Below are 20,469 nucleotides of genomic sequence, written 5' to 3'. Positions count from 1 at the left end.
AGCGGCGCGGCCGCGGGATTCGGTGGTCGAGTAGCGTCCGCAGGACGCGTGATTCGGTGGTCGAGTAGCGTCCGGAGGACGCGTGTCGAGACCCCCGTAAACCTTCAACTATCTAGCGAGACTTGACGGGTTGTGCGCCGTCCCCGGCTGAGTAATGTTGTGCTCGCTGGAAGGGAAACCTGAAGGCGACAGAACGGCCCTCGTGGCTCGACGAACCCCCGGCTTGCCGGTGGGAACGCGGCAACGAGGGTCGTTCGTCGTTGACGGCTTGTACCCCGTTGTGTCCTCCACGATGCGGACACCCCCACTGGGGACAGCGGAATGCCTACGTTGCTAGCTACTCTTCAAGAGCACTAGTTGGGGGACTAGCCAGACGGCGGTGATCTCGTCACTATCGCGAATCGCAATTACGGGGGTAAGGCGAATTCCGCGGACGACATCACCGCCGTCAGTATTTGACCGGCACCGCTTCGGTGGTCGAGTAGCGGCGCAGCCGCACCCGTTCGGTGGTCGAGTAGCGGCGCAGCCGCACCCCGTTCGGTGGTCGAGTAGCGGCGCAGCCGCGTGTCGAGACCCACCGCCGCAAACTCTCAACTATCTAGCGAAACTTGACGGGTTGTGCGCCGCGCTGGGCTGAGTAATCTCGACTCAACCGAAAAGGCGAAACCCGGAACGGACGGTGTCACAGCCGCCGGTCGAGGGACCGCAGACCGGTCGCACGGGGTCAAACCCGAGCGGCACGGAGGCGGTGCTCAGCGGGTCCCCGGCGTCAAACCCGGACGGCACGCGGGCTGCTTCGGCCCGAGAGCTCGCGGGTCGCGCACGCCAATTCGACCACTGAACGGCCCTGGGATTTCTAGACCCGGGGTCGTTCGTGGTTTAAGGACCTCGCGGGTCGAGTGCCTCGCACGCTACTTTGTCGATGTCAGTTGGCGAGAGTGCAGGAGGATGCGTCCCGATGTCGAGGCTTCCCCTTCCCGACCCGCTCCCTCTCCTCGCGCCGCTCCGCGCCCTTGATGAGAGTCGGGTCTCGATCACCGAGTTTCCCCACCGGCGGCTGCGGCTGACCATCGATCACGAACCGCTCGTCGGCGTCACGCCGGAGATGCTGCTGTGGTGGTTCCGGCACATCGGCCACTCGATGACCTACTTCGGTGAGACCCAGCCGCGCTACCGCGTCTGGCACCCCCTCGACCACATTCACTGGGAGCTGGAGCGGCCGGCACGCAATGGGGCGGTTGCCGAGGGCGCGCGGTTCCGCATCGTCGAGATGATGGGACGCGATGAGCGCTTCTACATCGACACCGTCGACCGCGTCGAGAAGCTCGACCTCACCGGCATCCGGTTGGTGTTTCGCATTGCGGGCGTGCAGTTCTTCCAGCTCGAGCACACCTGGTCTCGGGCGGAGGAGGCGACCCACTACACGAGCGTGCTCGACCTAGGTGGGCGCTCCCGGCTCGCTGGACTGATCAACTCCTATCTGCGCACGAAGCTCTTCGTCGCGGGGATGGAACGGGCGTGGCTGGTGCACAACATCGAGGAAGTCGGCTACCTGGCGGAGTTTCTGCCCGAGCTCTATCGAGTCAACACACAGCCATCACTCGACACGGTGTAACGCCCGGCGCACTACACCGCCGGCATCCATGCCGAACTTGGTGGGGGTCTCGACACGCCGCCTGCGGCGGCTACTCGACCACCGAGGGGGTGCCGGTGGCGGCTACTCGACCACCGAGGGGGTGCCGGCGGCGGCTACTCGACCACCGAGGGGGTGCCGGAGGCGGCTACCGATTGCCGAGTCAGTCGGTGAGGGAGTGCAGGTGGGCGGTGAAGGATGCGGTGAGGGCGGCATCCACCGGCTTCGGGATGCCGTCGACGGCGCGGATCGGAGCGGCGAGACGCACCGAGGAGACCAGCCAGGCGGCGTCGGCGGCGGCGAGGTCGGCGGGAGTCAGCCGCTCGTACAGCGTCGTGTACCCGTTGCGGGCAGCCCACTCGTACAGTTCGGCCTGCGTGGTGCCGGCGAGGATGCCGAGGTCGGTGCGGGTGGTGCGCAGCGTCATCCCGGTGCGCAGCACGAGCGTCGACGTGGGGCCTTCGAGTAGGTAGCCGTCGCTTGTCGTAAACACGACGTCGTCGGCATCCCGTCTGGCCGCTTCGCGGTAGGCGGCGCGGTTGATGGCGTACGAGATCGTCTTCGCGCCCTGCAACAGCCAGGGCGAGGTTTGGGCGATGTCGTGCCGGTAGCCGCGATCGAGCAGCACGACGCGCAGCCCCTCCTCGCGTACCGAAACCGTGGATGCCGACACGGTCGCGTAGGCCCATCCGGTAGGTGAGTCCCCACCTTCGATCCCGCGGCTCATCACCATCTTGACCCAGCCCTCCGGGGCGGGGTCGAGCGCGGCGGCGGTTTCGCGAAGTGCCGCATCCCATACCGAGGTGTCTTGCGGGGGGAGGTCGAGCATGCCGATCGAGGTGGCGAACCGCTCGAAGTGTCGCGCGGCCTTGATGGGTCGACCCTCGTGCAACCCGACGGTTTCGAACACCCCATCCCCGCGGGTCGCCGCGAGTTCGGTCACCGTCAGCGCCGGCAGTGTCGGGTCGACGAGTCGGTACCCCGTCGCGGCACCCGCAGCGTCGAAGTCGAACAGAGCGAGAGCCGAGGCAGCCATCAGGCGCTCGCCATACGGCGGTCGAGCATCGACCAGACGGTGGGGGTGAGTTCGGGGTAGGCGAGGGCGATCTGGCGCAGCATCCGGTAATCCACCTCAGGAGTCGGCCGCCGCGAGTTGTCGGCCACGATCAGTTCGGCGCGCAGGATCAGCACGACGAGTTCGTCGATGCTGGGGATCTCTTCCATGAACGCCCAGGGGTCTTCACCCGACCGCAGCCGCTCGACGATGACGGCCCCGAGCTCGTCCTGGGCTTCGGCACGCAGCACCTCGAGGCTGGCGCGGCGGGGTCGTCCGGGGCTGTCGAAGCTCACCGTTCGAGCCTACGCCGGGTCGGGGTGGGGTCTCGATACACCGCGCTGGCGCGCGGCACTCGACCCGCGGGGTGCTGGATAGGGTGAGGGAATGCCGAGGTTTGCGCGCGTCGTCGCCGCTGTCGCCGTCGCCGCCGCGATGGTGTTCGCCCCCGCCGGAGCTGTTTCGGCATCCTCTCTCGACCTCGACGATTTCGAGATCGAGTCGTTCGACGCCGACTGGGTGCTCACCCGCGATGCCGAGGGTCACGCGCAGTTGCAGGTGCGCGAGACGATCGTGGCGATCTACCCCGACTTCGATCAGAACAAGGGCTTCTACCGCGACATCCCCGAGTACCGTCACGGCGTGCAACTGCACACCGATGTCGACTCGGTGGTCGACGAATTCGGCCAGCCGGTGCCGTACACGACCGAGTACTACTACGACTTCTTCAGCGTCGGCCTCGGCGACGACACCTTCGTGCGCGGCCGCCAGACCTACGTCATCAGCTACCGCCAGGTGGATGTCGTGGCGGCGTTCGCCGACACGGGCGCCGACGAGTTCTATTGGGATGTCAACGGCACCGGGTGGGCGCAGCCGTTCGGGTCGGTGAGCGTGACGCTGACGGTCGACCCGTCGCTCGTGCCGGCGTTGACCGGCGAGTTCGACTGCGCGGTGTTGGTGGGGGAGTGCGACGAGCCGCTCGTCATGAACCTCACGGCCGACGGGGCCGCGGTGTTCACTGCCGGCTCCACCGATCTGGTGCCGAACGAGTCGCTCACGGTCGCGATCGCGTTCCAGCCGGGCACATTCGTTCCAGGCGAGGTCGTGGTGGCGCCGCCGACCGACGACGGCGGCGGCGACTACGAGCCGGTGTACGAACCGCCGACGTTCTGGCAGTCGGCCGCGCCGTTCATCGTCGGCCCGGCCGGTGTGGTGATCGCGTTCATCGCCGGCGCGACGCGCGGCGCCGACCGCTCCCGGCGCACCGGCGCGAGCGACATCATCATTCCGCAGTACACGCCGCCCGACGGGCTCAACGTGATGGTCGCCGCGTACATCGCCGGCCGTCCGGAGCGGGCGTTCGCGGCGCAGATCGTCGACCTCGCGGTGCGCGGCAACGTGCGGCTACTCGACCACCCCGACGACGACTCGGCCCCGTTCGCGGTCGAGTTGCTGCACACCAACGGGCTCGACCATCTCGAGACCAAACTCGTTGAGGCGATGTTCGGGTCGAACCCCGACGCCGGCCGCCGCGTGAAGCTCGGCTCATCGAACACGAAGCTCGGCACGAAGCTCACCGACATCTACCGCTCCGTCGACAAGAAGCTCAAGGGCGACGGACTGCAAGACACCCCGAGGCCGACGGCGCTGTGGTCGGTGCTGTTCTTCCTCTCGCTGGCGGTCGCCATCGTCGGCGGCTTCGTTGCGTTCAGCCGACTTCTCGGCGACGGCGGTTTTGAGGCTACGGCGATCTCGACCGTCGTCGCGTTCTTCGCCGCCCGGGCGACGTACGAGCGGCGCTCCACGGTCGCTCCGCTGAGCGCGCGGGGCCGCGAGAAGAACGACTACTTGCTCGGAATGCGCGACTACATGCAGCTCGCCGAGGCCGACCGCATCCAGATGCTGCAGAGCCCCGAAGGTGCAGAGCGGGTGGATGTCGACGACCAGGCGCAACTCGTGAAGCTCTACGAGCGGCTGCTGCCGTATGCCGTGATCTTCGGCATCGAACGCGAATGGTCAGAAGAACTCACCGTGAAGGCCGTCGCCGCGAACGTGCCGGTCACGTGGTGGGCCGGCTCGAGCGACTTCTCGTCGTGGCGGCTCAATTCCACGATCCAGCAGTTGCGCCGTGCGACTCCCGAACCCCCGCGGCCGGTGGTCGCGAAAGCGAAGGCGTCGTCGTCGGGCAGCGGATGGGGTGGCTGGAGCAGCGGCAGCTCGTCGAGCGGCTGGAGCGGCTCGTCGGGCTCGTCGTTCAGCGGCGGCTCCTCCGGCGGCAGCTTCTCGGGAGGCGGCGGAGGCGGCGGCGGAGGCCGCGGCCGCTGACCCCACCTCGGTGGTCGAGTAGCCGCCGCAGGCGGCGTGTCGAGACCACGCCCCGAGTTACGTCTGCCCGTCGGAGTCCCCCGCGGTGATGTCCGGGTCGGGCACCGAGCCGTCCGTCGTCTCTTCCGCGGGAATCTCCGGCGGCGGGTACGACTCGGGGTCGGGATACTCCTCCCGCTCCTCGCCGAGCGCCTCGGGGTCGATTCCGGATCCGTCAGGGTTGCTCATAACATCCAGCTCAGCCGGATGCCGCGTGGGGGTCGAGGGGCTTGACGCCAGGAACGGCGACGCCCGCGGGGGGTACCCGCGGGCGTCTGCGTGACCGTTGGTTGATACACCGGGCGTCACCCCCCGGGGATCGTGTTCGGATTTTCAGGGCAAGTCTTGCAGATGGGCGTCGTCATCGGGAGTGGGAGAATTCTCGGCCCCCATGTCATCCGGGTTGCCGGGCGATCCGCCGCCCGTCGCGTCGCCGCCGTCGGGTGCCATCGTGTCGGGGGCTTCCGCGCCACCGGCTCCCATCGCGCCGGCGCCCATCTCGTCGCCGCTCGTCCCGTCGCCGCTCGTCCCGTCGCCGCTCGTCCCGTCGGCGCCCATCGGGTTGTCGATCTCGCTCTCGGGGCGGGGGCTCTCGTATCCGCTCATGGTGTCCTCCTCGTTGTGGACTGTCGTTGGTGCATCCAGTGCAACCCCGATCGGAGGCGGATGTCGAGGGCTTGCCGAATCTGCGCAACGGGGTTAGGCAGGGAGGATGTTCGGAGATGCGCTCGTCACAGGAATCGTCATCATGCTGTCGCTGCTGGCCGTCGCGGGAGTCGTCGTGGCGCTGCTCGTGTGGCGCAGCCGCAGCAACGACAGCGTCAAGCCCGGCACCGTTCCGCCGCCCGTTGATCCGGGTGCGGCGGAGCCGGAGCAGGCGCGCGATGTGAACGCCGACGAGCCGCCGGGGGACGGCCCGCGCGGCTAGCTTTCCTCGGCGCTGTCGGCATCCTGAGGAGTCGCGCCGCTCGCCTCGTCCGCGGTGATCTCTTCGTCGCCGAGGCCGGCATCCTGCCCCTGCTTCCGGAATTCACCCGCGCCCAGCGGGTCGCCGCCGCTCATGGCACGATCGCCGGGCCGTCGGGCTTGTCGAGTTCGATGCCGTCGGGCAGACCGCCGCCGGGTTCGGCTGCCTTTTCGAGTTCCTCGTCGCTCTGCGGAACCTGCTCGTCGGCCATCGGCTTGTCGTTGGAGGTCATGGCTGCTCCTTTCGTGTCGCTTCTAGTCGACGCCGAAAGGGCTGTGGCGTCGACCGGGTTGCCGACGGCGGAAAACGGAGCTAGATGGATGCCTCGCGCACCGTTCGCACGTCGAGGCCGTCGATGCCCGCGAAGTCGTCAGGGTTGGCGGTGTACAGCGGGATGTTGTGCGAGATCGCGGTGGCGGCGATGAGAGAGTCGAACGCACGGGCGGCGCGCTTGCGGCCCGCGCGATGGAGGTCGGCGGCCACTCCGCTGTGGACACGGGCAACAGCGGCATCGAACGGGAGGGGCTCGAAGTCGGATTCGGCTTGCTGCACGTGTAACTGCCGCAGCGCTCGCTCGCGGTGATCGGTGGCCAGCAGTGGCCCAACCGAGAGCTCCGCCAGGGTTATGGTGCTGATCGCTGACACGGCCGGAAGCGAATCCGGGTCGAGGTGGGCGAGTCGGATGACGACGTTGGTGTCGATCAGACCGCGTTCGGCGGTCACAGTGACTGGTCCAGGATGCTGTCGATGTCGGCGCGCAGCTTGTCGGGGTCGATGTCGGGTAGGTGCCGACGGCGGGCGATGAGCTCGGCCGTCGAGACGCCATGGCGGGGGAGGGGCCGGATCTCGGCGATCGGTTCGCCGTCACGCGTGACGATCATCGCTTCGCCGCGCGCGACTTCCGCGAGGATCTCGCCGCCTCGATTTCTTAAGTCTCGGATGGTCACGGTTCTAGGCTCGGCCATGATGGCACTGTATCACCGGTGATACAGTGCGTCTCGGGAGATCCTGCCGCTGATTCAGGCTGTGGAGGATGCTCGGCGGGCTGGGTCTCGACACGCCGCCGGAGGCGGCTACTCGACCACCGAAGGTGTGGTCAACCTGATGAAACCTGACAACTCGGCGAGGCCCTGGGGGGTGTGGGGGAGGTAGTCGCGCAGGGCGGGGGAGTGCACGAGGTAGGCCGCCCACTTGCCGCGCGAGATGGCGACGTTGAGCCGGTTGCGTTGCAGCAGGAACGAGATGCCGCGCGGCACATCGACGGAAGAGGATGCCGTGAGCGACACGATCGCGATCGCCGCCTCCTGCCCCTGGAACTTGTCGACCGTGCCGACCGGCACCTCGGCCAGCCCTTCAGCAGTCAGGTGCCGCCGCAGCAGATCCACCTGGGCGTTGTACGGTGCCACGACGATGAGGTCGGTGGGGCGGATGGCGTCGTCGCGCCCGGTGGACGGGTCGCGCCACGGCATCCCGAGGTGTTTCTTCACGAGGGCGACGACGGCTTCGCACTCCTCGGGGGATTCCACCGAGTTGCCCGAGTGGTCGCACGGGATGGCGTGCAGCCCGGGCGATACCCCGTCGAGGGAGCGCTCGAGCGTCGTGGGGTTCGCCCGCAGCCGGCCCTCGTACGACAGAGCCGACACGGCGGAGGTCAGCGCCGGATGCATGCGCCAGGTCTCTTCGAGGAAGTACCCGAGGTGATCGGGCAGAACGTCGTGGCCGTCGCTCAGCCAGCCGAGAGCGGAGGTGTCGATCGGTTCGGGGTGGGTTCCCGTGGTGACTTGCGGCAGTTGCTGCGGGTCACCGAGCAGCAGCAGGCGCTTGGCGGCGACCGAGACGGCGATGGTGTTGGCGAGCGAGTACTGCCCGGCTTCGTCGATGACGAGCAGGTCGAGCCCGTCGCGCGGCACCTTGCCGGCGTTCGCGAAGTCCCAGGCGGTTCCGCCGAGCACGAACCCCGCGTCGTGGCGGGCGGCGATGAACGGAGGGATGTCTTCGTTGCGATCGAGCACCGTCCACCCGGGCGGCTCGGCATAGCCGCCGGTCGACGGCTTCTTGCCCATCCGCTCGGCGGGCACCCCCTCGCTCAGCACGCGCCGCATGAGGTTCTCGATCACCTCGTGCGACTGCGCGACAACACCGACCCGCCAGCCGAGTTCGGTGACGAGGTGCGCGATCACCTTCGCTCCGAGGTACGTCTTGCCCGACCCGGGTGGGCCCTGCACGGCGAGGTACGAGTCATCCAGCCGCGTGAGCGTCTCGACGATGGCGGCCGGGATGCCGTCGATGCCCACCGGCTCCAACCCGCCCTCAACGCGGGGTGCAACGCGACGAAGGATGTCCCACGCCGCCCCAACCCCCATCGGTGGTTGAGTAGCCGCCTCCGGCGGCGTGTCGAAACCACCCTCCGAGTTACTCGCGGGTGTGGTCTCGATACGCGGCTGCGCCGCTACTCGACCACCGAGGTCGGGGGTCTCGACACGCGGCTGCGCCGCTACTCGACCACCGAGGTCAGGGGTCTCGACACGCGCCTTTGGCGCTACTCGACCACCGAAGGTGGCGAGATGGTCGGCGAGCTTTCCACCCCACTGGAGGATGGCTTCTCGCTGCGCCTTCGTGGGCACGGGCGCTTCGGGGGTGAGGGCGACGGGGAAGGCCGACCACGTTTCCCCGCCGACGCCGGCGGATTCGTCGAGCACGACATCCGCGATCTCGCCGCCGAGCCCCTCCACGAGGGTGACGTCGAGCACGCCGCCGCGGTTGTGTTCGCCGTTGCGCCCCGGCAGCGCGTTCTGGATGATTCCGGGCAGAGGCGGTTCGTACATGACGAACGGCCGCGCCCCGGGGTCGAGCCGCGAGCCGGGGGCGAGCCGCCCGCGCAGCCGGATGACTCGCTGCTCGGTGCGCTTGCCGTCGGGCACCCGCCAGTCTTCGATCACGGTCGCCGAGTGCACCCGGAACACGCCGCGGGTGTCTTCGAACTCGTCGAGCTCGAACGTGTGGCGGGCGAAATGCTCCCACCAGTACGACTTGTCTTCGCGCCGGTGGTACTCGATGGCGGCGGCAGCCAGCCCGATGGCCGCCTGGTCGGGGGTGCGGTCCAGCGCCGGGATGCCGTCGATGTGCGCATACAACCGGTCACGCACGAGCGACTCGGCCGAATCCAGCGCACGTTCGGGTGTCGCCGCGGCGACCTGCTGGGCGACCGGCTCGATGCCGTTCTCGCGCGCGCGTTCGAGCAGCCAGTCCCGCAGCCGGTGGGTGGAGACGCAGTCGTACTCGTTGTAGGCCCGGATCTCTTCGAGCTTCGCGTCCGCTTCTGAGTGGCGCCCGGCATCCCGAAGTTCGGTGTAGTCGACGTAGAACTGGATGCTCTCGTCGCCCTTCACCAGGTCGCCGACCCGCACCTCGTCACCCATGTAGAGCGGTTCGAGTTTCTTGATCGAGTAGGAGCCTTCGCTGATGCGGATGCTGCGCCGCACGATCGGGTACAGGTCGACGAACACATCCTCGGTGAGCAGCTCATCGAGAATCGCCTCACCCACCCCGTACCGCGCCGTCAGCTGCAGCAGATGCGCCCGCTCATAATCGGCGTAGTGGTAGATGTGCAACCCCGGATGCCGGCGGCGGCGTTCTTGGACGAACTCCAGAAAGTCGACAAGAGCCTGCTTCTCTTGCACCCGGTCATGAGCCCAAAACGCGGTGAACCGTTCCTCGCCACCTCGGTGGTCGAGTAGGCCGCTTTGCGGCCGTGTCGAGACCCCACCCTCAAGCGTGACAAGCCCCCAAAGGTAATCAAGTCCCCAGCCCAACCCGTTGGACGTCCACAACGGATCCCCTTCAAAGTCGAAGAAGATATCCCCAGCATCCGCCGGCGGAAGTTGCGACAACGCCCCCGCCGAAGCGACCTCGTAGAGAACTTCGTGGCGGCCGTCGACATCCGCTGGTGCTTTCAACTGCATCTGAGCCTGAGCCCGCAACTTGTCGAGCGCCGACTGCCCGATGCCGTCGACGCTTCCGGTGCTGGCCGCAAGGTCGTCGATGGTGTGGATGCCGGCATCCGCCAGCCGCGCGCGTGACGCGGTGCGCATGCCGGCGACGAGCAGCACATCGCGGGTGCGTTCGATCTCGGGCGCACACCACTCGCACCGTCCGTCGGCCACATACCCGGCAGCACCCCACTCGATGGGATTCGGATCGTCGAGCCGCGCTTCGATCATCTCTTTCAGCCGCGCAACCCGGTCGTGGAACACCGGCTCGATGTCTTTCAGTGAGTGCTTCGACTCTTCCCCATTGCCAAGCAGCAGGTACGTCTCGTCGCTGACCGGGATGCCGAGCTTGCGCAACTGGTCGGCGTACGCCGCGAGTTGCAGCAGCGCCGTGACCCGCGCTTTGCGTGCGAGTTTGGTGTCCCACACCTGGTAAGACTCGGTGGTCGAGTAGCGGCCCTCCGGGCCGCGTGTCGAGACCCCCTCCGCGGGAACCCTGACGAGGAAGTCAGCAAACCCCACGAACCCAATGCGCTCATCCTCGGGCTCATCGAAGAAGGTCGCCTGAAACACGACATCCTTCCCCGCCTTCAGCGCCTCGATGGTGCGCTGCTGAGCCCCACGAAGGATGTCAGGGTCGGCCCGCGCGTCTTCGGTCTCGATCTCGACGACGCCGTCGGCGTAGGTGGTCTTGTAGTTCTCGAGCGCGCGGGCTTCGTGCTCCCCGCCGAGAAGACTCGCCCGGGCGAGCATCGGATCGTCCGCCTCTTCGACCGCCTCGATGCGTCCCAGCTTCGCGTCGAGCTTCCGCATGAGCGCCCACTCGCACTCCACAGCCGCCTTCAGGTCGGAGGCGCTGTAGTACACGCGGGATGAGCGGACGAACATACCGAAACGCTATCGGCGACGACCGACGCGAACTCGCCTGTTGGTCGCGGTCGCGGCTCGTGTGGGACCATGAGGGCAGAGAAGGGAGCCGCGTGAAGCCGTCGGTCGCACTCGATCAGCACCGTGAGGCGGTGCGTTCTGTCGTGCTGTCGCACCGGGCGACGAACCCGCGCGTGTTCGGTTCAGCCGCGCGCGGCGAAGACTCGGCCAGTAGCGACCTCGACCTGCTCGTCGACCCGACCGCCGAGACCACTCTCTTCGACATCGGCGCGATCCGCCATGAGCTCCTCGGACTTCTTGGAGTCCCTGTGGACGTGGTGACGCCGAACGCGCTTCCGCCGAGTTTCCGCGAGACCGTGCTTGCCGAAGCGGTTCCGGTGTGACCCAGCTTCGACTGCCGGGCTATCTCAACCACATTCTCGAGGCGATCCGGCGAATCGAGGGCTACACCTCGAATCTCGAACGTGAGTCCTTTCGCCTCGACCTGTTGGTGCAGGATGCCGTGATCCGCAATATTGAGGTCATCGGCGAGGCTAGCCACCGCATCGAGCGCCGGTTTCCCGAGTTCGTGGAAGCTCACCCTGAGCTGCCGGTCTCGTCGGCTTACCAGATGCGCAACGCAGTGGCGCACGGATACTTCGAGGTCGATCTCGACGTCGTGTGGGCAACGATCACTGGCGACCTGCCGGGGCTCGCTGACCTGGTACGGCGCTTGCTCGCTAGCTGACAACCGGTCCTCATCTCGACGACGGAGCGCGCCAACCGTTCGGTCATACGCGTCACGAAGGATGTCGGGATCGGCTCAGTCGTCGAAGTGGAAGCGTGCCTGCAAGATCACCAGGTCTTCGCCGATCACTCGGTACACGAGTCGGTGTTCCTGGTTGATGCGCCGCGACCACACATTGCTGGCCCGATGCTTGAGACGCTCGGGCTGGCCGCGCCCGTCGCCCGGATCGCGCATAGCGTCATCGATCAGCACATTGATTCGCGTGACGAGCCGCCGGTCGTTCTTCTGCCACCACAGGTAGTCCTCCCAGCCAGCAGCGTCTAAGACCAGTTTCACTCTCGATCGAGCTCGCGCGCGGTGTAGTCGCCCTTCTCAGAGCGCTCGATCGCCTCGGAAAGTCGACGTGCATTGGCGGGAGTCGAGAACAGGTGCATGGTGGTCTGCCACGCCTCATAGTCCTCTTCGGAGATGAGCACTCCGTTGCCGGCCTTCGAGGTGATCCTGATCGCGCTGTGGTCGTCATTGACTTGGCCCAACAGAGGGAACAGCGACTTGCGGGCGTCGCTCGCCGTGATGGTGGTCATGGTTACCCCTTAGTCGAAGTTGTACCAAAAACAGTACCATCGGCAAGCGGGTCGAACCATCGAGCTGCCGGGAATCGTGCGAACCCGGAGTCGTGCGAGGCCACTTGCAAGCCGTGCGAGATGGCCAGTGCGGCGAGGTGAGCGTCGTGGACGTCGTTGCTGGCGAGATTGTGTTGGGTGATGAGCTCGGCAACATATCGGCCGTGTTGTGAGGTCGGTGTCGGGGTCCAGACATTCGGAGACGCGAGCCAGCGGGCGACCTGATCCAGCGCGTCGACCATTGCGGCCGGCGGGTTGAAGACGCGTGGGTTCGTCACCACGCGGAGGAACGCGACGAGGCTCTCCCAGGGCATCGCGACGGGTGTCGGCCCGTCGATCGCGCCGTCAAGCCACTCGCGCGCCGCATCATGGCGCTGATCGATCGGAACGGTGGCGTAGACGAGCAGGTTGGCATCGACGGCGATCATGGGTGCTGATCGAGGTAATCGAGGGTCTCGCTGACGGAGACGATGTCGATCAGCGGTAGCCCGATGTCGAGTGGTCGCGTGACAGGCTCTCGCGCTGCCAGGTGCTCACCATTGGCGGCACCGATCCCGCGGCGCAGCAGGTCGTTGAGCACCGTCTTGAACTTTCGCCCATCGCGTCGGCGGATGCGCTCGATCTCGCTGGCGACATCCGGGTCAAGGGTCACGGTTGTTCTCACCTCTCGAGGATAGCGTTTGATGCTTTGATGCGATCCTCCTGAGATACCGGGCGAATGGTGGGGAGGACGCGTGATATCGACGCGCTATCATGGGTGTCATGTCGACCCTCGCCGAATCGCTCCGTCAACGTCGACGCGCGCGCGCCATGACCCAGCGAGAGCTGGCTGAGCGGGCGGGAGTGCCGCAGCCGAACGTTTCCGCGTATGAGAGCGGGCGACGTGTTCCGAGTGGGGAAACGCTCCAACGATTGGATGCCGCACTCGCCGAGACTCCGGCTGAACGTCTCGCTTCAGCGCGCCAGCAGTTGCTCGCCTCGGCCGAGGCTCGGGGTTTGACGAGGGTACGCGTGTTCGGATCGTTTGCCAGGGGCGACGCGTCGCCGACATCCGATGTCGACCTTCTCGTGCATCCCGGGCCTGAGAGCTCGGTATTCGAACTGGCGGGGTTCCTCGCCGATGCGGAGAGGATGCTCGGAATGCGTGTCGATGTCGTGTCCGACCGCGGCTCCGGGCCGACGATGGACCGGATCATCGCCGAAGCGGTTGCGCTGTGAACCGCGAGGAACTGTGAACCGCGAGGACCCCGATCGAGTTGCCGCGCTGCTTGACGACATCGCACGCTTCGCCGTCTCGGCGGCGCGTGTGGTCGGCCGCGGTCATGAGCGGTTCACCGACCCGAACGACGATGACCAGCGTCGCATAGCTCGGTCGATTCTCGTCGACCTGTCGGCGGCGGCCGACCGCCTGCCGGATGCTTTCCGCGATCGTCACCCGAAGGTCGACTGGGCGGGCATCCGGGCGGTGCGCAACTTCATCGCCCACGACTATGACGGCACTGACGAGGAGCTGTTGTGGCAAGCACTGGCCGTGCGACTGCCGCAAATCGTGGACGAGTTGAACATCGGGCGGTGAGGCTGCGCAGGCTCTCACACGTCCCGATTGTCATCCGCATGGGCGGCTCGTGCCCGCTCAAGACGATCGCGTTCCGGCCCGCACACGACGCACTCGCAGGTCAGGAACGGATGCGGGGCACGCACTGAGAGCACGCGGGGATAGTCTTCGGCGCCGAGGTAGGTCGAGAACGTCTTCATCGGCCCGCTCGACCGCCACATCGTGCCATCGGTCAGGTAGGTGCCGAGAAGGTCGATGCCGCGGCAGGCCAGCCAGTCGCGGATCTTCGTCTCGGTGCCGTCCAGGCCCTCCAGCTCATCCGGCATCCGGTCGACCCGCAATCCGAGGGCGACGAATCTAACGGCGAAGTGCGCCGCGAATTCGTCGTCTTCGTCGTGCTCGGGGATCACCGAGTCGATCGCCGAAAGAGGCACGGCGGAGAGGTCGCCGTGGAACGCGCCCGCCGCCGTCGTCAACGAGATCACCCGGAAGTCGCCGTCGAGGGCGACCACCCGGAGCGCCGTCGGGTCGGAGTCCAGGTCGAACAGCAGGGTCGCGAGGTCGTAGCCGGCTTCGATGATCATGGCGCCGAAGCTACGGCGCTCGCTCGGCCTGGTTCCGCGAAAGAGCCGACTTGTGGAAACAGGTGGCCGAAGCAGACGGGGGAGGGCCTCCTGCAGATTTTCTTGCCCGTCGCCGGTTAGGGCCGGCTCGGGACGTCGTGGCGGTGTTCGGCGAGCAGTAGTTGCACGGCTTCCCGGAGGAGTTCGCTCTGGTTCTTGCCCGTGCGCTCTTCGAGCCGCTTGAAGGCGGCGTAGTCCGCTTCGGAAATGCGGCCTCTCACCGTGGGCGATGCTCCGAGAGCTTGCTCTCCGACACGCTTACGCCCCGCGCGTCGGAGAACGTTCTCGAGGGCCTCTTCCGTGCCGTACTCGCGGAGCATGAGCGCCCGCCCGTGGGCAGCTGCCTCGGGGCCCTTTGCGATGTCCGACAGTTCTGGCGGAGGCGTGATCGGGTCAGTCAGCCGGTCCGCGAGCGCGGCGAGCTGGTTGATCTCCTCGTCAGTCTCCATCGGCCCATTGTAATCTGTAGCGGCAATTGACCGATTTCCGTTTCGGTCGGCGGGTGGATCGAACCAACGAGCGGTGGATAATCTCGCGAACCCGGTGTCGTGGGATGCGATGTGCAGGCCGTGGGAGATGGCAAGCGCTACGAGGTGGGCATCGTGGATGTCTCCGGGCCGCAGGATGCTGTGGAGGCGCAACGACTCGGCGGTCTATGCCGGTTGGAACAATCGCGCCGACTCCCCGGCGTGCGCCGCCAAGCGAGTGCGAGGGGACGTGGGTTTGGCCTCGATGGTGCGCTGCTGCGCCCCACGAAGGATGTCGGGGTCGGCCCGCGCGTCTTCGGTCTCGATCTCAACGACGCCGTCGGCGTAGGTGGTCTTGTAGTTCTCGAGCGCGCGGCCTTCGTGCTCCCCGCCGAGAAGACTCGCCCGGGCGAGCATCGGATCGTCGGCTTCCTCGATCGCCTCGATGCGTCCCAGCTTCGCGTCGAGCTTCCGCATGAGCGCCCACTCGCACTCGACCGCTGCCTTGAGGTCAGAGGCGCTGTAGTACACGCGAGAGTTGCGGACGAACATACCGTGACGTTATCCGCGACGTGTGACGTGAAGCTCGAGGCGGTAGCGATGCCAATGAGTGCTTCTGAAGTATCGAGTCTTCCGGGGCGCTTATGGAAGTCAGGCAGCTCAACATCAAGTCGCCTTGAGCTCTGCAACTCTGCCGGTCGCGGCGAAAAAACCTTCCTCTGACGAGCACTCCTTGATGAGGTGCACAACCCATGCCTCCGTGTAGCCATAGCCCCTACCCAAAGCGTCGTACAAGCAGTAGCGCTCGTCCGTGCGTTCGGGATGGCCGGAGCCTCCCTCCGGCCGGATTCCCTTGATCTGCCAGGCGCGGAGGAAGTGGTGGCTTGTGAAGCGGTAAGGGATCGCGGCAGCGATCTTGCGCTCCGCTTCTTTTGGCCGCAGAAGTCCATGCCCGACCACCGCTCGGCGCTGCTCCCGAATCACGGTGTGACCTCGCCGACCCATCTCGGAGACGGCGACCCGCTCTTCATCGGTCATGTCGTCCCATCGGGTGAATTGCATAGACAGGGCGTTCGAGTCGCGAGCGGCGAGCTCCATCACTACGCGTAACCGAAGCTCAAATCGAGAGTCGGCTGCCGTTTCCTCAGGCAGCCCGGAGTGATAGTCCGCGATGAACCGCTTCAGATCCGCCGGGAGCTTTTGTCGAAGGTTGAGGAGCGCCTGTTCTCCGTCCGTCGTGAACGTCCCGACGAAGACTGGAAACCGGAGAATCCCCGCGAGTGAGTAACGCGTGCCGAAAGTAGCAACGAGCTCGTCCTCAAAGTTCAAGAGATGGGCCTGGGCGTGTCCGCTCACGGACAGACCAAGATTCCGATCGGTCGAAGCGTGGCGGTGTTCGATTCGATTCCGAAGCGCCACGAAGAATTCCAGGTTGCGCCGCACGGGATCGTTCAGGTCGGTCCAGCGTTCCTCCGCGCAGCGCACAAGCTCCCACCTCTTGTGCTCACCGTCAACGGTGACGAACCGCCTTGGGTCGTCGCTTCGCCGATAACGGAAGTCGATGCCGTCTCGGGCGAACCGTGCCTGAAGCAGGTACAGCCAGGCAAGGTGCATGTGTACGACGAACCCCTCGAATGCCCGACTCTGTCCGGGATCGTTGTAGAGCCGCACCGCTAGCGTCGCTTCATCACGAGCCGCGCTGAGCGCGCTTCGCCATCGGGCGGGTCGCGGCATGATGGCCCCGTTCAGATCGAGAGTGACGCCTCCTGCTCGCGACGCTCGATCGCCGCAGCAAGGGTGGAGTGCATGAGATCAAGAGCTTCACGCAGCCTATTGGCGCCGGTCGTGCGGATGGCTTAAACGAAGTCGACGTCAGCGGCGGCCACGCTAGCCGGGGTTAGTGCATCGCCCAGTTCATGGTGCGGGCTGAGGCAATCGCGGGGTCGGCTCGCGAGTCTTCGTTCTCGTCACTCCTGCCTTCGTCGGGCGGTCGGAGTTGCCGCGCGACCTATTCGCGACGCTGTGGCGACCTGGTGGGCGTCGCGTTTGACTTGCGTCCTAGGCATCGCGCGGAGGTGGCTCTTCGTCCATAACTACCTGCGAGGCGAGGTCCATGAGAACTTGGACTCGCTGTTCGAGCGGCAGCCTTGCCCAATCATTGAAAACACGCTCCTTGTTCGTGAGCGTTCGCTGACCCCGCTGCATCCATAGGAAGAGCTCCTGCTTCTCCTTGCGACCTCCGACGGCGGATGCTCGCGTCATGACCTCCACCATGTCTGGGGGCGGTGCCGTCAGGTCCCGCGCTTCGTCGTTGCAACGTTGGCACTCGGTCCGGAGGTTGTCGTCGTCGTCGTTCCCGCCGCGAGCTATCGGAATGATGTGTCCGATCGTCAGAGTGGCGACCCTGCTCGGCATGTCCTCGTACACCGCCCCGCCGGCGGTGAAACACACTTGGCAGGCGTAGCCGTCCCGGTCGAAAATGCGTCGCCGCTTCGGGCCGCCAACCGACTTTCGAGCGGCGACCGTGGCTCGCTGGCCGAGGTCGACCCGCGTGCCGATCTTCCGGATCAGATACTCGTTCGGGCTGAGCGAAGGATTCACCTTGTAGTTGTCGATAACCCACCCCATTTCGCGCAGGTCTCGCATGCGCCGGTCGGCTTGGGCCACGCCCGGGACCGCCGCCATGAGTTCGAGCTTCGTAAACTTGCCGTCCACCCCGACGCCGGCGACGTACTCCGCGACCTTCACGATCGAGGATCGTCGAACGCCTACATCCATCATCACTTTGACCTCTCTCTACCGAACTGCTCTTGGACCCTCTACCGCGAGGGTAGCGCGTGCGGCAGCGTTCGGCAACATTCGGCATATTTTGGGTTGGTTTACGGCAGCGATCGGCATGGGCGCCTGTCGTGTGTCGGAGGGTTGGAGAAGCATCGAACATAGATACGACACCCAAGTCGGCCTGTCGCCGACGCGTGGCTGCATCTGGGAGGAAGAATGACGGTGGTTCGAAATGTTCACGGAAGGAATCCGATGTCAGACCTACGTGTCGTTGAGATCTGCGCAGGCGCGGGCGGTCAGGCGCTCGGGCTCCACCGCGCTGGCTTCGCCCACGCCCTCGCAGTCGAACTCGATGAGCGGGCTGCCCAGACGCTGAGGGCCAACTCCAACTGGGAGGTCGCGGTCGGTGACGTTGCTGACCCTGATGTTTGGAATCCGGCCGACTACGCCGGGGTAGCGCTTCTCGCCGGCGGGGTTCCGTGCCCTCCCTTTTCGATAGCGGGGAAGCAACTGGGTTCGTCGGATGAGCGCGACCTATTCGCGTGGGCGGTTGAACAGGTTGCGGTCGTAAAGCCCCGCGCTCTCATGCTCGAGAACGTTCGTGGCCTCGCCTCCGCCCGTTTTGCTGGCTATCGCCAGCACGTGCTGGACCGACTGGCCGAGCTGGGCTACGTTGCCGACTGGCGGCTGCTTCACGCCGCGGACTTCGGGCTAGCGCAATTGCGACCTCGGTTCGTTCTCGTGGCTCTTCGTCCCGATGATGCTCGTTACTTCAGATGGCCAGAGCCCTTCGCCAAGCGAGTGACTGTCGGCTCGATGCTGCGTGACCTTATGGGTGCCAATGGTTGGCCCCATGCTGATGCCTGGGCGGCCCTTGCCGACGGGGTTGGGCCGACGCTGGTCGGAGGGAGCAAGAAGCACGGCGGCGCGGACCTTGGCCCCACGCGAGCGAAGCAGGCATGGGCGGCACTAGCTGTCGACGGTAAGGGGATTGCCGACACTGCGCCCGGGCCTGATTGGCCGCATCCCTCGGTGAAGCCGCCTCGGCTCACGATCGAAATGGTGGCCCGACTGCAGGGCTGGTCTGCCGATTCTGGTTGGGTCTTCTCCGGTCTCAAGACCGCGCAGTACCGTCAGATCGGAAACGCATTCCCCCCGCCTGTTGCCGAGGCAGTAGGGAAGTCAATCAAGGCTGCCCTACTTCACGAAGGCGTGGCCCACGAGATTCCTGAGCTCTCCGCAACCGTGCACGATCCGATCTATCGGCTGTTGTCGACCGCGACGGACTTCGTTCCCGCTGGCGAACTTGTCGCGGCACTGAACAAGCACAGCCTCGCAGCCGTCGAGCGGAGGCTTTCGATCCTGTCGCGAGACTTCGAGCTCGAGATTCGAATGACCAAGGACGGGCCGTCCTATCGCCTTGGGCAATTCAAGGGATTCGTCGGACAGGATGACCACGAACGACACGTGTATATGGAAAAGCATCGGAACCGAGTGAGCTGAGCGCCGGACTGGTTAGTCTCGGGGCGTGCTCGATGAAGCGGATTCGGATCCTTCCCTAGAACGTGTCAAGCAGGCTGTGCTGGCAACGCGGGACGTCGAGTCGCGGCTTGCTGGAGTGTTTCGCCGGACGTTTGATCAGCTTTACGACGGGCAGCACACGGGCCGCTACTCGTGGCCGCAGCTCTTCAAGACTGAGAAGACTCACTTCGGAACGCTCGTCGAGATCAACATTCGTCGCGAGTTCGATGAACTCATTGACGATGGTTCCAAGCTCGACTTTTCGATCGCCGGGGAGGAAGTGGATTGCAAGTACTCTCAGGCATTCGGCGGGTGGATGCTTCCGCCTGAGTCCTTCGGGGAACTGATACTCGTCTGCACGGCGAATGACGCGAGTTCTGAGTGGGCCGTTGGCCTCGTTCGGGTTCGAGACGAGTACCGTCGGCCGGGCGTGAATCGCGATCTCAAGTCGGGTCTGAACCAGGCGGGACGTGATGCCATCGACTGGCTGTTTCGCCCAGGCGATCTCGCTCCGAATGTATTGTTGCGCGCCGATCCAGAGGTTCGAGCTCAAATCTTTCGCCCGCGATCGGGGCAGCAACGGCTCAACGAGCTGTTCCGATCCGTCACGAACGTCCGGATTGGTCGCAACACCGTAGCGACGGTCGCGCAGCAAGACGACTACATGAAGCGCGTTCGCGCCAACGGAGGCTCTCGCTCGGCACTCGCTTCGGAAGGCATCATCATCTGCGGTGGAGACTACGAATCCCACCGCTCAATCGCCCGAGACCTCGGACTGCCAATTCCCGAGCCAGGCGAGTTCGTCAGTGTTCGCGTTGCTCCGGCCTCCGGTGAAGAACCCTTTTGGGCGGTACTTGAAGGTCAGATGTGGCGGGTTGCCGAAGAATCCGACCCGATTGTGGCTGCCCCCGCCCTGCCTTCAACGAAGAAGTGAGCCACTACGCACGGTGTGCTCGATGACATCCGCGATCTCCTCCGGAGACTGATGTTCCCAGGCCCGAATCACACGCCAGCCGGCTCTCGTCAGCGCCTCAGTCTGAAGTAGATCTCGCGCAAGGTTGCGCGCCAGTTTGGGCCCCCAGTATTCAGAGTTCACGCGCGGCGTTGACCCGTGCTCTGTACATGCATGCCAGAAGCATCCGTCGATAAAGGGCTCTTCATCATGAAGCGGGGGCGGCTCGGGTTCGCCAGGGCTTGTGGCCGCCGGCGGCGAGCAGGATGCGGAGCCGGTAGTTGTCGAAGTTGCGGAACCCGTGGGCGAGCCGTCGGGTCTTCTC

Annotated in this window: 27 protein-coding genes; 9 read left to right on the top strand and 18 right to left on the bottom strand. The window is 65.8% G+C overall.

Features of this window, described 5'->3' with window-relative positions:
• Window positions 1-958: 958 nt before the first annotated feature.
• The gene (locus WBL06_RS06745) at window positions 959-1,615 is read left to right on the top strand and encodes a DAPG hydrolase family protein (RefSeq protein WP_424455215.1); all 657 of its coding nucleotides are present in this window, start codon (window positions 959-961) and stop codon (window positions 1,613-1,615) included.
• Between the two features lie 181 nt (window positions 1,616-1,796).
• On the opposite strand, the gene WBL06_RS06740 is transcribed toward WBL06_RS06745, so the two are convergent.
• Both WBL06_RS06740 and WBL06_RS06735 read right to left on the bottom strand, forming a co-directional pair.
• Entirely contained in the window at window positions 1,797-2,669 is an 873-nt protein-coding gene (locus WBL06_RS06740) for an aminotransferase class IV (RefSeq protein ID WP_424455214.1), read from the bottom strand.
• On the bottom strand, window positions 2,669-2,983 hold the full coding sequence (locus WBL06_RS06735) for a tryptophan synthase subunit alpha (protein WP_424455213.1): 315 nt from the start codon (window positions 2,981-2,983) through the stop codon (window positions 2,669-2,671). Before WBL06_RS06735 ends, WBL06_RS06740 begins: the two co-directional genes overlap by 1 nt.
• A gap of 91 nt (window positions 2,984-3,074) precedes the next feature.
• Here WBL06_RS06735 and WBL06_RS06730 point away from each other — a divergent pair, with 91 nt between their 5' ends.
• A complete protein-coding gene (locus WBL06_RS06730) occupies window positions 3,075-5,012 on the top strand; it encodes a DUF2207 domain-containing protein (protein ID WP_424455212.1) in 1,938 nt (645 codons plus the stop codon).
• A 57-nt stretch (window positions 5,013-5,069) separates the two neighbouring features.
• On the opposite strand, the gene WBL06_RS06725 is transcribed toward WBL06_RS06730, so the two are convergent.
• Both WBL06_RS06725 and WBL06_RS06720 read right to left on the bottom strand, forming a co-directional pair.
• Window positions 5,070-5,240: a hypothetical protein gene (locus WBL06_RS06725; protein WP_424455211.1), complete on the bottom strand. Its 171-nt coding sequence runs from the start codon at window positions 5,238-5,240 to the stop codon at window positions 5,070-5,072.
• 144 nt (window positions 5,241-5,384) lie between these two features.
• A complete protein-coding gene (locus tag WBL06_RS06720) occupies window positions 5,385-5,657 on the bottom strand; it encodes a hypothetical protein (protein ID WP_424455210.1) in 273 nt (90 codons plus the stop codon).
• A gap of 106 nt (window positions 5,658-5,763) precedes the next feature.
• Between WBL06_RS06720 and WBL06_RS06715 the strand changes: the two genes are divergently transcribed.
• Window positions 5,764-5,979: a hypothetical protein gene (locus WBL06_RS06715; protein WP_424455209.1), complete on the top strand. Its 216-nt coding sequence runs from the start codon at window positions 5,764-5,766 to the stop codon at window positions 5,977-5,979.
• Here the strand turns inward: WBL06_RS06715 and WBL06_RS06710 are convergent.
• From WBL06_RS06710 to WBL06_RS06690, 5 genes are all read right to left on the bottom strand, one after another.
• The gene (locus tag WBL06_RS06710; RefSeq protein ID WP_424455208.1) at window positions 5,976-6,113 is read right to left on the bottom strand and encodes a hypothetical protein; all 138 of its coding nucleotides are present in this window, start codon (window positions 6,111-6,113) and stop codon (window positions 5,976-5,978) included. The genes WBL06_RS06715 and WBL06_RS06710 overlap by 4 nt on opposite strands.
• Window positions 6,110-6,250, bottom strand: a complete 141-nt coding sequence (locus WBL06_RS06705) for a hypothetical protein (protein ID WP_424455207.1) — start codon at window positions 6,248-6,250, stop codon at window positions 6,110-6,112. Before WBL06_RS06705 ends, WBL06_RS06710 begins: the two co-directional genes overlap by 4 nt.
• Window positions 6,251-6,330: 80 nt before the next feature.
• Window positions 6,331-6,741 carry a type II toxin-antitoxin system VapC family toxin gene (locus WBL06_RS06700; protein WP_424455206.1) on the bottom strand — a complete coding sequence of 137 codons (411 nt, stop codon included), beginning with the start codon at window positions 6,739-6,741 and terminating at the stop codon, window positions 6,331-6,333.
• Window positions 6,738-6,983 (bottom strand): type II toxin-antitoxin system Phd/YefM family antitoxin, encoded by a 246-nt coding sequence (locus tag WBL06_RS06695; RefSeq protein ID WP_424455205.1) that lies wholly within the window; start codon window positions 6,981-6,983, stop codon window positions 6,738-6,740. Before WBL06_RS06695 ends, WBL06_RS06700 begins: the two co-directional genes overlap by 4 nt.
• 108 nt (window positions 6,984-7,091) lie before the next feature.
• Window positions 7,092-10,895 (bottom strand): TM0106 family RecB-like putative nuclease, encoded by a 3,804-nt coding sequence (locus WBL06_RS06690; protein ID WP_424455204.1) that lies wholly within the window; start codon window positions 10,893-10,895, stop codon window positions 7,092-7,094.
• A 92-nt stretch (window positions 10,896-10,987) separates the two neighbouring features.
• Between WBL06_RS06690 and WBL06_RS06685 the strand changes: the two genes are divergently transcribed.
• On the top strand, window positions 10,988-11,278 hold the full coding sequence (locus WBL06_RS06685; RefSeq protein ID WP_424455203.1) for a nucleotidyltransferase family protein: 291 nt from the start codon (window positions 10,988-10,990) through the stop codon (window positions 11,276-11,278).
• Window positions 11,275-11,622, top strand: a complete 348-nt coding sequence (locus tag WBL06_RS06680) for a DUF86 domain-containing protein (protein ID WP_424455202.1) — start codon at window positions 11,275-11,277, stop codon at window positions 11,620-11,622. The genes WBL06_RS06685 and WBL06_RS06680 overlap by 4 nt, the downstream gene beginning before the upstream one ends.
• Window positions 11,623-11,697: 75 nt before the next feature.
• Here the strand turns inward: WBL06_RS06680 and WBL06_RS06675 are convergent, their stop codons facing one another.
• From WBL06_RS06675 to WBL06_RS06660, 4 genes are read right to left on the bottom strand one after another with little or no spacing between them, the layout of a single operon-like run.
• Window positions 11,698-11,958: a Txe/YoeB family addiction module toxin gene (locus tag WBL06_RS06675; protein WP_424455201.1), complete on the bottom strand. Its 261-nt coding sequence runs from the start codon at window positions 11,956-11,958 to the stop codon at window positions 11,698-11,700.
• Window positions 11,955-12,206: a type II toxin-antitoxin system Phd/YefM family antitoxin gene (locus tag WBL06_RS06670; protein WP_424455200.1), complete on the bottom strand. Its 252-nt coding sequence runs from the start codon at window positions 12,204-12,206 to the stop codon at window positions 11,955-11,957. The genes WBL06_RS06675 and WBL06_RS06670 overlap by 4 nt, the downstream gene beginning before the upstream one ends.
• A 2-nt stretch (window positions 12,207-12,208) precedes the next feature.
• On the bottom strand, window positions 12,209-12,673 hold the full coding sequence (locus WBL06_RS06665; protein WP_424455199.1) for a TA system VapC family ribonuclease toxin: 465 nt from the start codon (window positions 12,671-12,673) through the stop codon (window positions 12,209-12,211).
• The gene (locus WBL06_RS06660) at window positions 12,670-12,909 is read right to left on the bottom strand and encodes an antitoxin (protein WP_424455198.1); all 240 of its coding nucleotides are present in this window, start codon (window positions 12,907-12,909) and stop codon (window positions 12,670-12,672) included. The genes WBL06_RS06665 and WBL06_RS06660 overlap by 4 nt, the downstream gene beginning before the upstream one ends.
• A gap of 98 nt (window positions 12,910-13,007) precedes the next feature.
• Between WBL06_RS06660 and WBL06_RS06655 the strand changes: the two genes are divergently transcribed.
• Window positions 13,008-13,463 (top strand): helix-turn-helix domain-containing protein, encoded by a 456-nt coding sequence (locus WBL06_RS06655; protein WP_424455197.1) that lies wholly within the window; start codon window positions 13,008-13,010, stop codon window positions 13,461-13,463.
• Window positions 13,464-13,476: 13 nt separating this feature from the next.
• The gene (locus WBL06_RS06650) at window positions 13,477-13,821 is read left to right on the top strand and encodes a DUF86 domain-containing protein (RefSeq protein WP_424455196.1); all 345 of its coding nucleotides are present in this window, start codon (window positions 13,477-13,479) and stop codon (window positions 13,819-13,821) included.
• A 14-nt stretch (window positions 13,822-13,835) separates the two neighbouring features.
• Here the strand turns inward: WBL06_RS06650 and WBL06_RS06645 are convergent, their stop codons facing one another.
• The 5 genes from WBL06_RS06645 to WBL06_RS06625 all read right to left on the bottom strand — a co-directional run bounded on the left by WBL06_RS06645 (window position 13,836) and on the right by WBL06_RS06625 (window position 17,638).
• Window positions 13,836-14,384, bottom strand: a complete 549-nt coding sequence (locus tag WBL06_RS06645; protein ID WP_424455195.1) for a hypothetical protein — start codon at window positions 14,382-14,384, stop codon at window positions 13,836-13,838.
• A gap of 116 nt (window positions 14,385-14,500) precedes the next feature.
• Window positions 14,501-14,872, bottom strand: a complete 372-nt coding sequence (locus WBL06_RS06640) for a ribbon-helix-helix domain-containing protein (RefSeq protein ID WP_424455194.1) — start codon at window positions 14,870-14,872, stop codon at window positions 14,501-14,503.
• A 204-nt stretch (window positions 14,873-15,076) separates the two neighbouring features.
• Window positions 15,077-15,442, bottom strand: a complete 366-nt coding sequence (locus WBL06_RS06635; RefSeq protein WP_424455193.1) for a hypothetical protein — start codon at window positions 15,440-15,442, stop codon at window positions 15,077-15,079.
• A gap of 114 nt (window positions 15,443-15,556) precedes the next feature.
• Window positions 15,557-16,624 (bottom strand): DUF3644 domain-containing protein, encoded by a 1,068-nt coding sequence (locus WBL06_RS06630; protein WP_424455192.1) that lies wholly within the window; start codon window positions 16,622-16,624, stop codon window positions 15,557-15,559.
• A 324-nt stretch (window positions 16,625-16,948) separates the two neighbouring features.
• Complete coding sequence (locus WBL06_RS06625) at window positions 16,949-17,638, bottom strand: HNH endonuclease (protein ID WP_424455191.1); 690 nt, start codon at window positions 17,636-17,638, stop codon at window positions 16,949-16,951.
• 285 nt (window positions 17,639-17,923) lie between these two features.
• On the opposite strand from WBL06_RS06625, the gene WBL06_RS06620 reads away from it, so the two are divergent.
• Window positions 17,924-19,174 (top strand): DNA cytosine methyltransferase, encoded by a 1,251-nt coding sequence (locus WBL06_RS06620; protein ID WP_424455190.1) that lies wholly within the window; start codon window positions 17,924-17,926, stop codon window positions 19,172-19,174.
• Between the two features lie 25 nt (window positions 19,175-19,199).
• Window positions 19,200-20,126: a NaeI family type II restriction endonuclease gene (locus tag WBL06_RS06615; RefSeq protein WP_424455189.1), complete on the top strand. Its 927-nt coding sequence runs from the start codon at window positions 19,200-19,202 to the stop codon at window positions 20,124-20,126.
• Window positions 20,127-20,469: the final 343 nt, after the last annotated feature.

Source organism: Pseudolysinimonas sp., from assembly GCF_049651805.1.
GTDB lineage: Bacteria > Actinomycetota > Actinomycetes > Actinomycetales > Microbacteriaceae > Pseudolysinimonas_A.
Note: the sequence above shows the minus strand (reverse complement) of the source record. Positions and strands in the feature narration are given on the sequence as shown.

What these genes read in the sequence shown, in the direction of transcription:
- WBL06_RS06715 (WP_424455209.1), top strand. Translation starts at nt 5,764, where the DNA reads ATGTTCGGAGATGCGCTCGTCACAGGAATCGTCATCATGCTGTCGCTG.
- WBL06_RS06745 (WP_424455215.1), top strand. Translation starts at nt 959, where the DNA reads ATGTCGAGGCTTCCCCTTCCCGACCCGCTCCCTCTCCTCGCGCCGCTC.
- WBL06_RS06630 (WP_424455192.1), bottom strand. Translation starts at nt 16,624, where the DNA reads ATGCCGCGACCCGCCCGATGGCGAAGCGCGCTCAGCGCGGCTCGTGAT.
- WBL06_RS06665 (WP_424455199.1), bottom strand. Translation starts at nt 12,673, where the DNA reads ATGATCGCCGTCGATGCCAACCTGCTCGTCTACGCCACCGTTCCGATC.
- WBL06_RS06730 (WP_424455212.1), top strand. Translation starts at nt 3,075, where the DNA reads ATGCCGAGGTTTGCGCGCGTCGTCGCCGCTGTCGCCGTCGCCGCCGCG.
- WBL06_RS06720 (WP_424455210.1), bottom strand. Translation starts at nt 5,657, where the DNA reads ATGAGCGGATACGAGAGCCCCCGCCCCGAGAGCGAGATCGACAACCCG.
- WBL06_RS06690 (WP_424455204.1), bottom strand. Translation starts at nt 10,895, where the DNA reads ATGTTCGTCCGCTCATCCCGCGTGTACTACAGCGCCTCCGACCTGAAG.
- WBL06_RS06640 (WP_424455194.1), bottom strand. Translation starts at nt 14,872, where the DNA reads ATGGAGACTGACGAGGAGATCAACCAGCTCGCCGCGCTCGCGGACCGG.
- WBL06_RS06740 (WP_424455214.1), bottom strand. Translation starts at nt 2,669, where the DNA reads ATGGCTGCCTCGGCTCTCGCTCTGTTCGACTTCGACGCTGCGGGTGCC.
- WBL06_RS06635 (WP_424455193.1), bottom strand. Translation starts at nt 15,442, where the DNA reads ATGTTCGTCCGCAACTCTCGCGTGTACTACAGCGCCTCTGACCTCAAG.
- WBL06_RS06655 (WP_424455197.1), top strand. Translation starts at nt 13,008, where the DNA reads ATGTCGACCCTCGCCGAATCGCTCCGTCAACGTCGACGCGCGCGCGCC.
- WBL06_RS06710 (WP_424455208.1), bottom strand. Translation starts at nt 6,113, where the DNA reads ATGAGCGGCGGCGACCCGCTGGGCGCGGGTGAATTCCGGAAGCAGGGG.
- WBL06_RS06695 (WP_424455205.1), bottom strand. Translation starts at nt 6,983, where the DNA reads ATGGCCGAGCCTAGAACCGTGACCATCCGAGACTTAAGAAATCGAGGC.
- WBL06_RS06725 (WP_424455211.1), bottom strand. Translation starts at nt 5,240, where the DNA reads ATGAGCAACCCTGACGGATCCGGAATCGACCCCGAGGCGCTCGGCGAG.
- WBL06_RS06670 (WP_424455200.1), bottom strand. Translation starts at nt 12,206, where the DNA reads ATGACCACCATCACGGCGAGCGACGCCCGCAAGTCGCTGTTCCCTCTG.
- WBL06_RS06645 (WP_424455195.1), bottom strand. Translation starts at nt 14,384, where the DNA reads ATGATCATCGAAGCCGGCTACGACCTCGCGACCCTGCTGTTCGACCTG.
- WBL06_RS06705 (WP_424455207.1), bottom strand. Translation starts at nt 6,250, where the DNA reads ATGACCTCCAACGACAAGCCGATGGCCGACGAGCAGGTTCCGCAGAGC.
- WBL06_RS06620 (WP_424455190.1), top strand. Translation starts at nt 17,924, where the DNA reads ATGTCAGACCTACGTGTCGTTGAGATCTGCGCAGGCGCGGGCGGTCAG.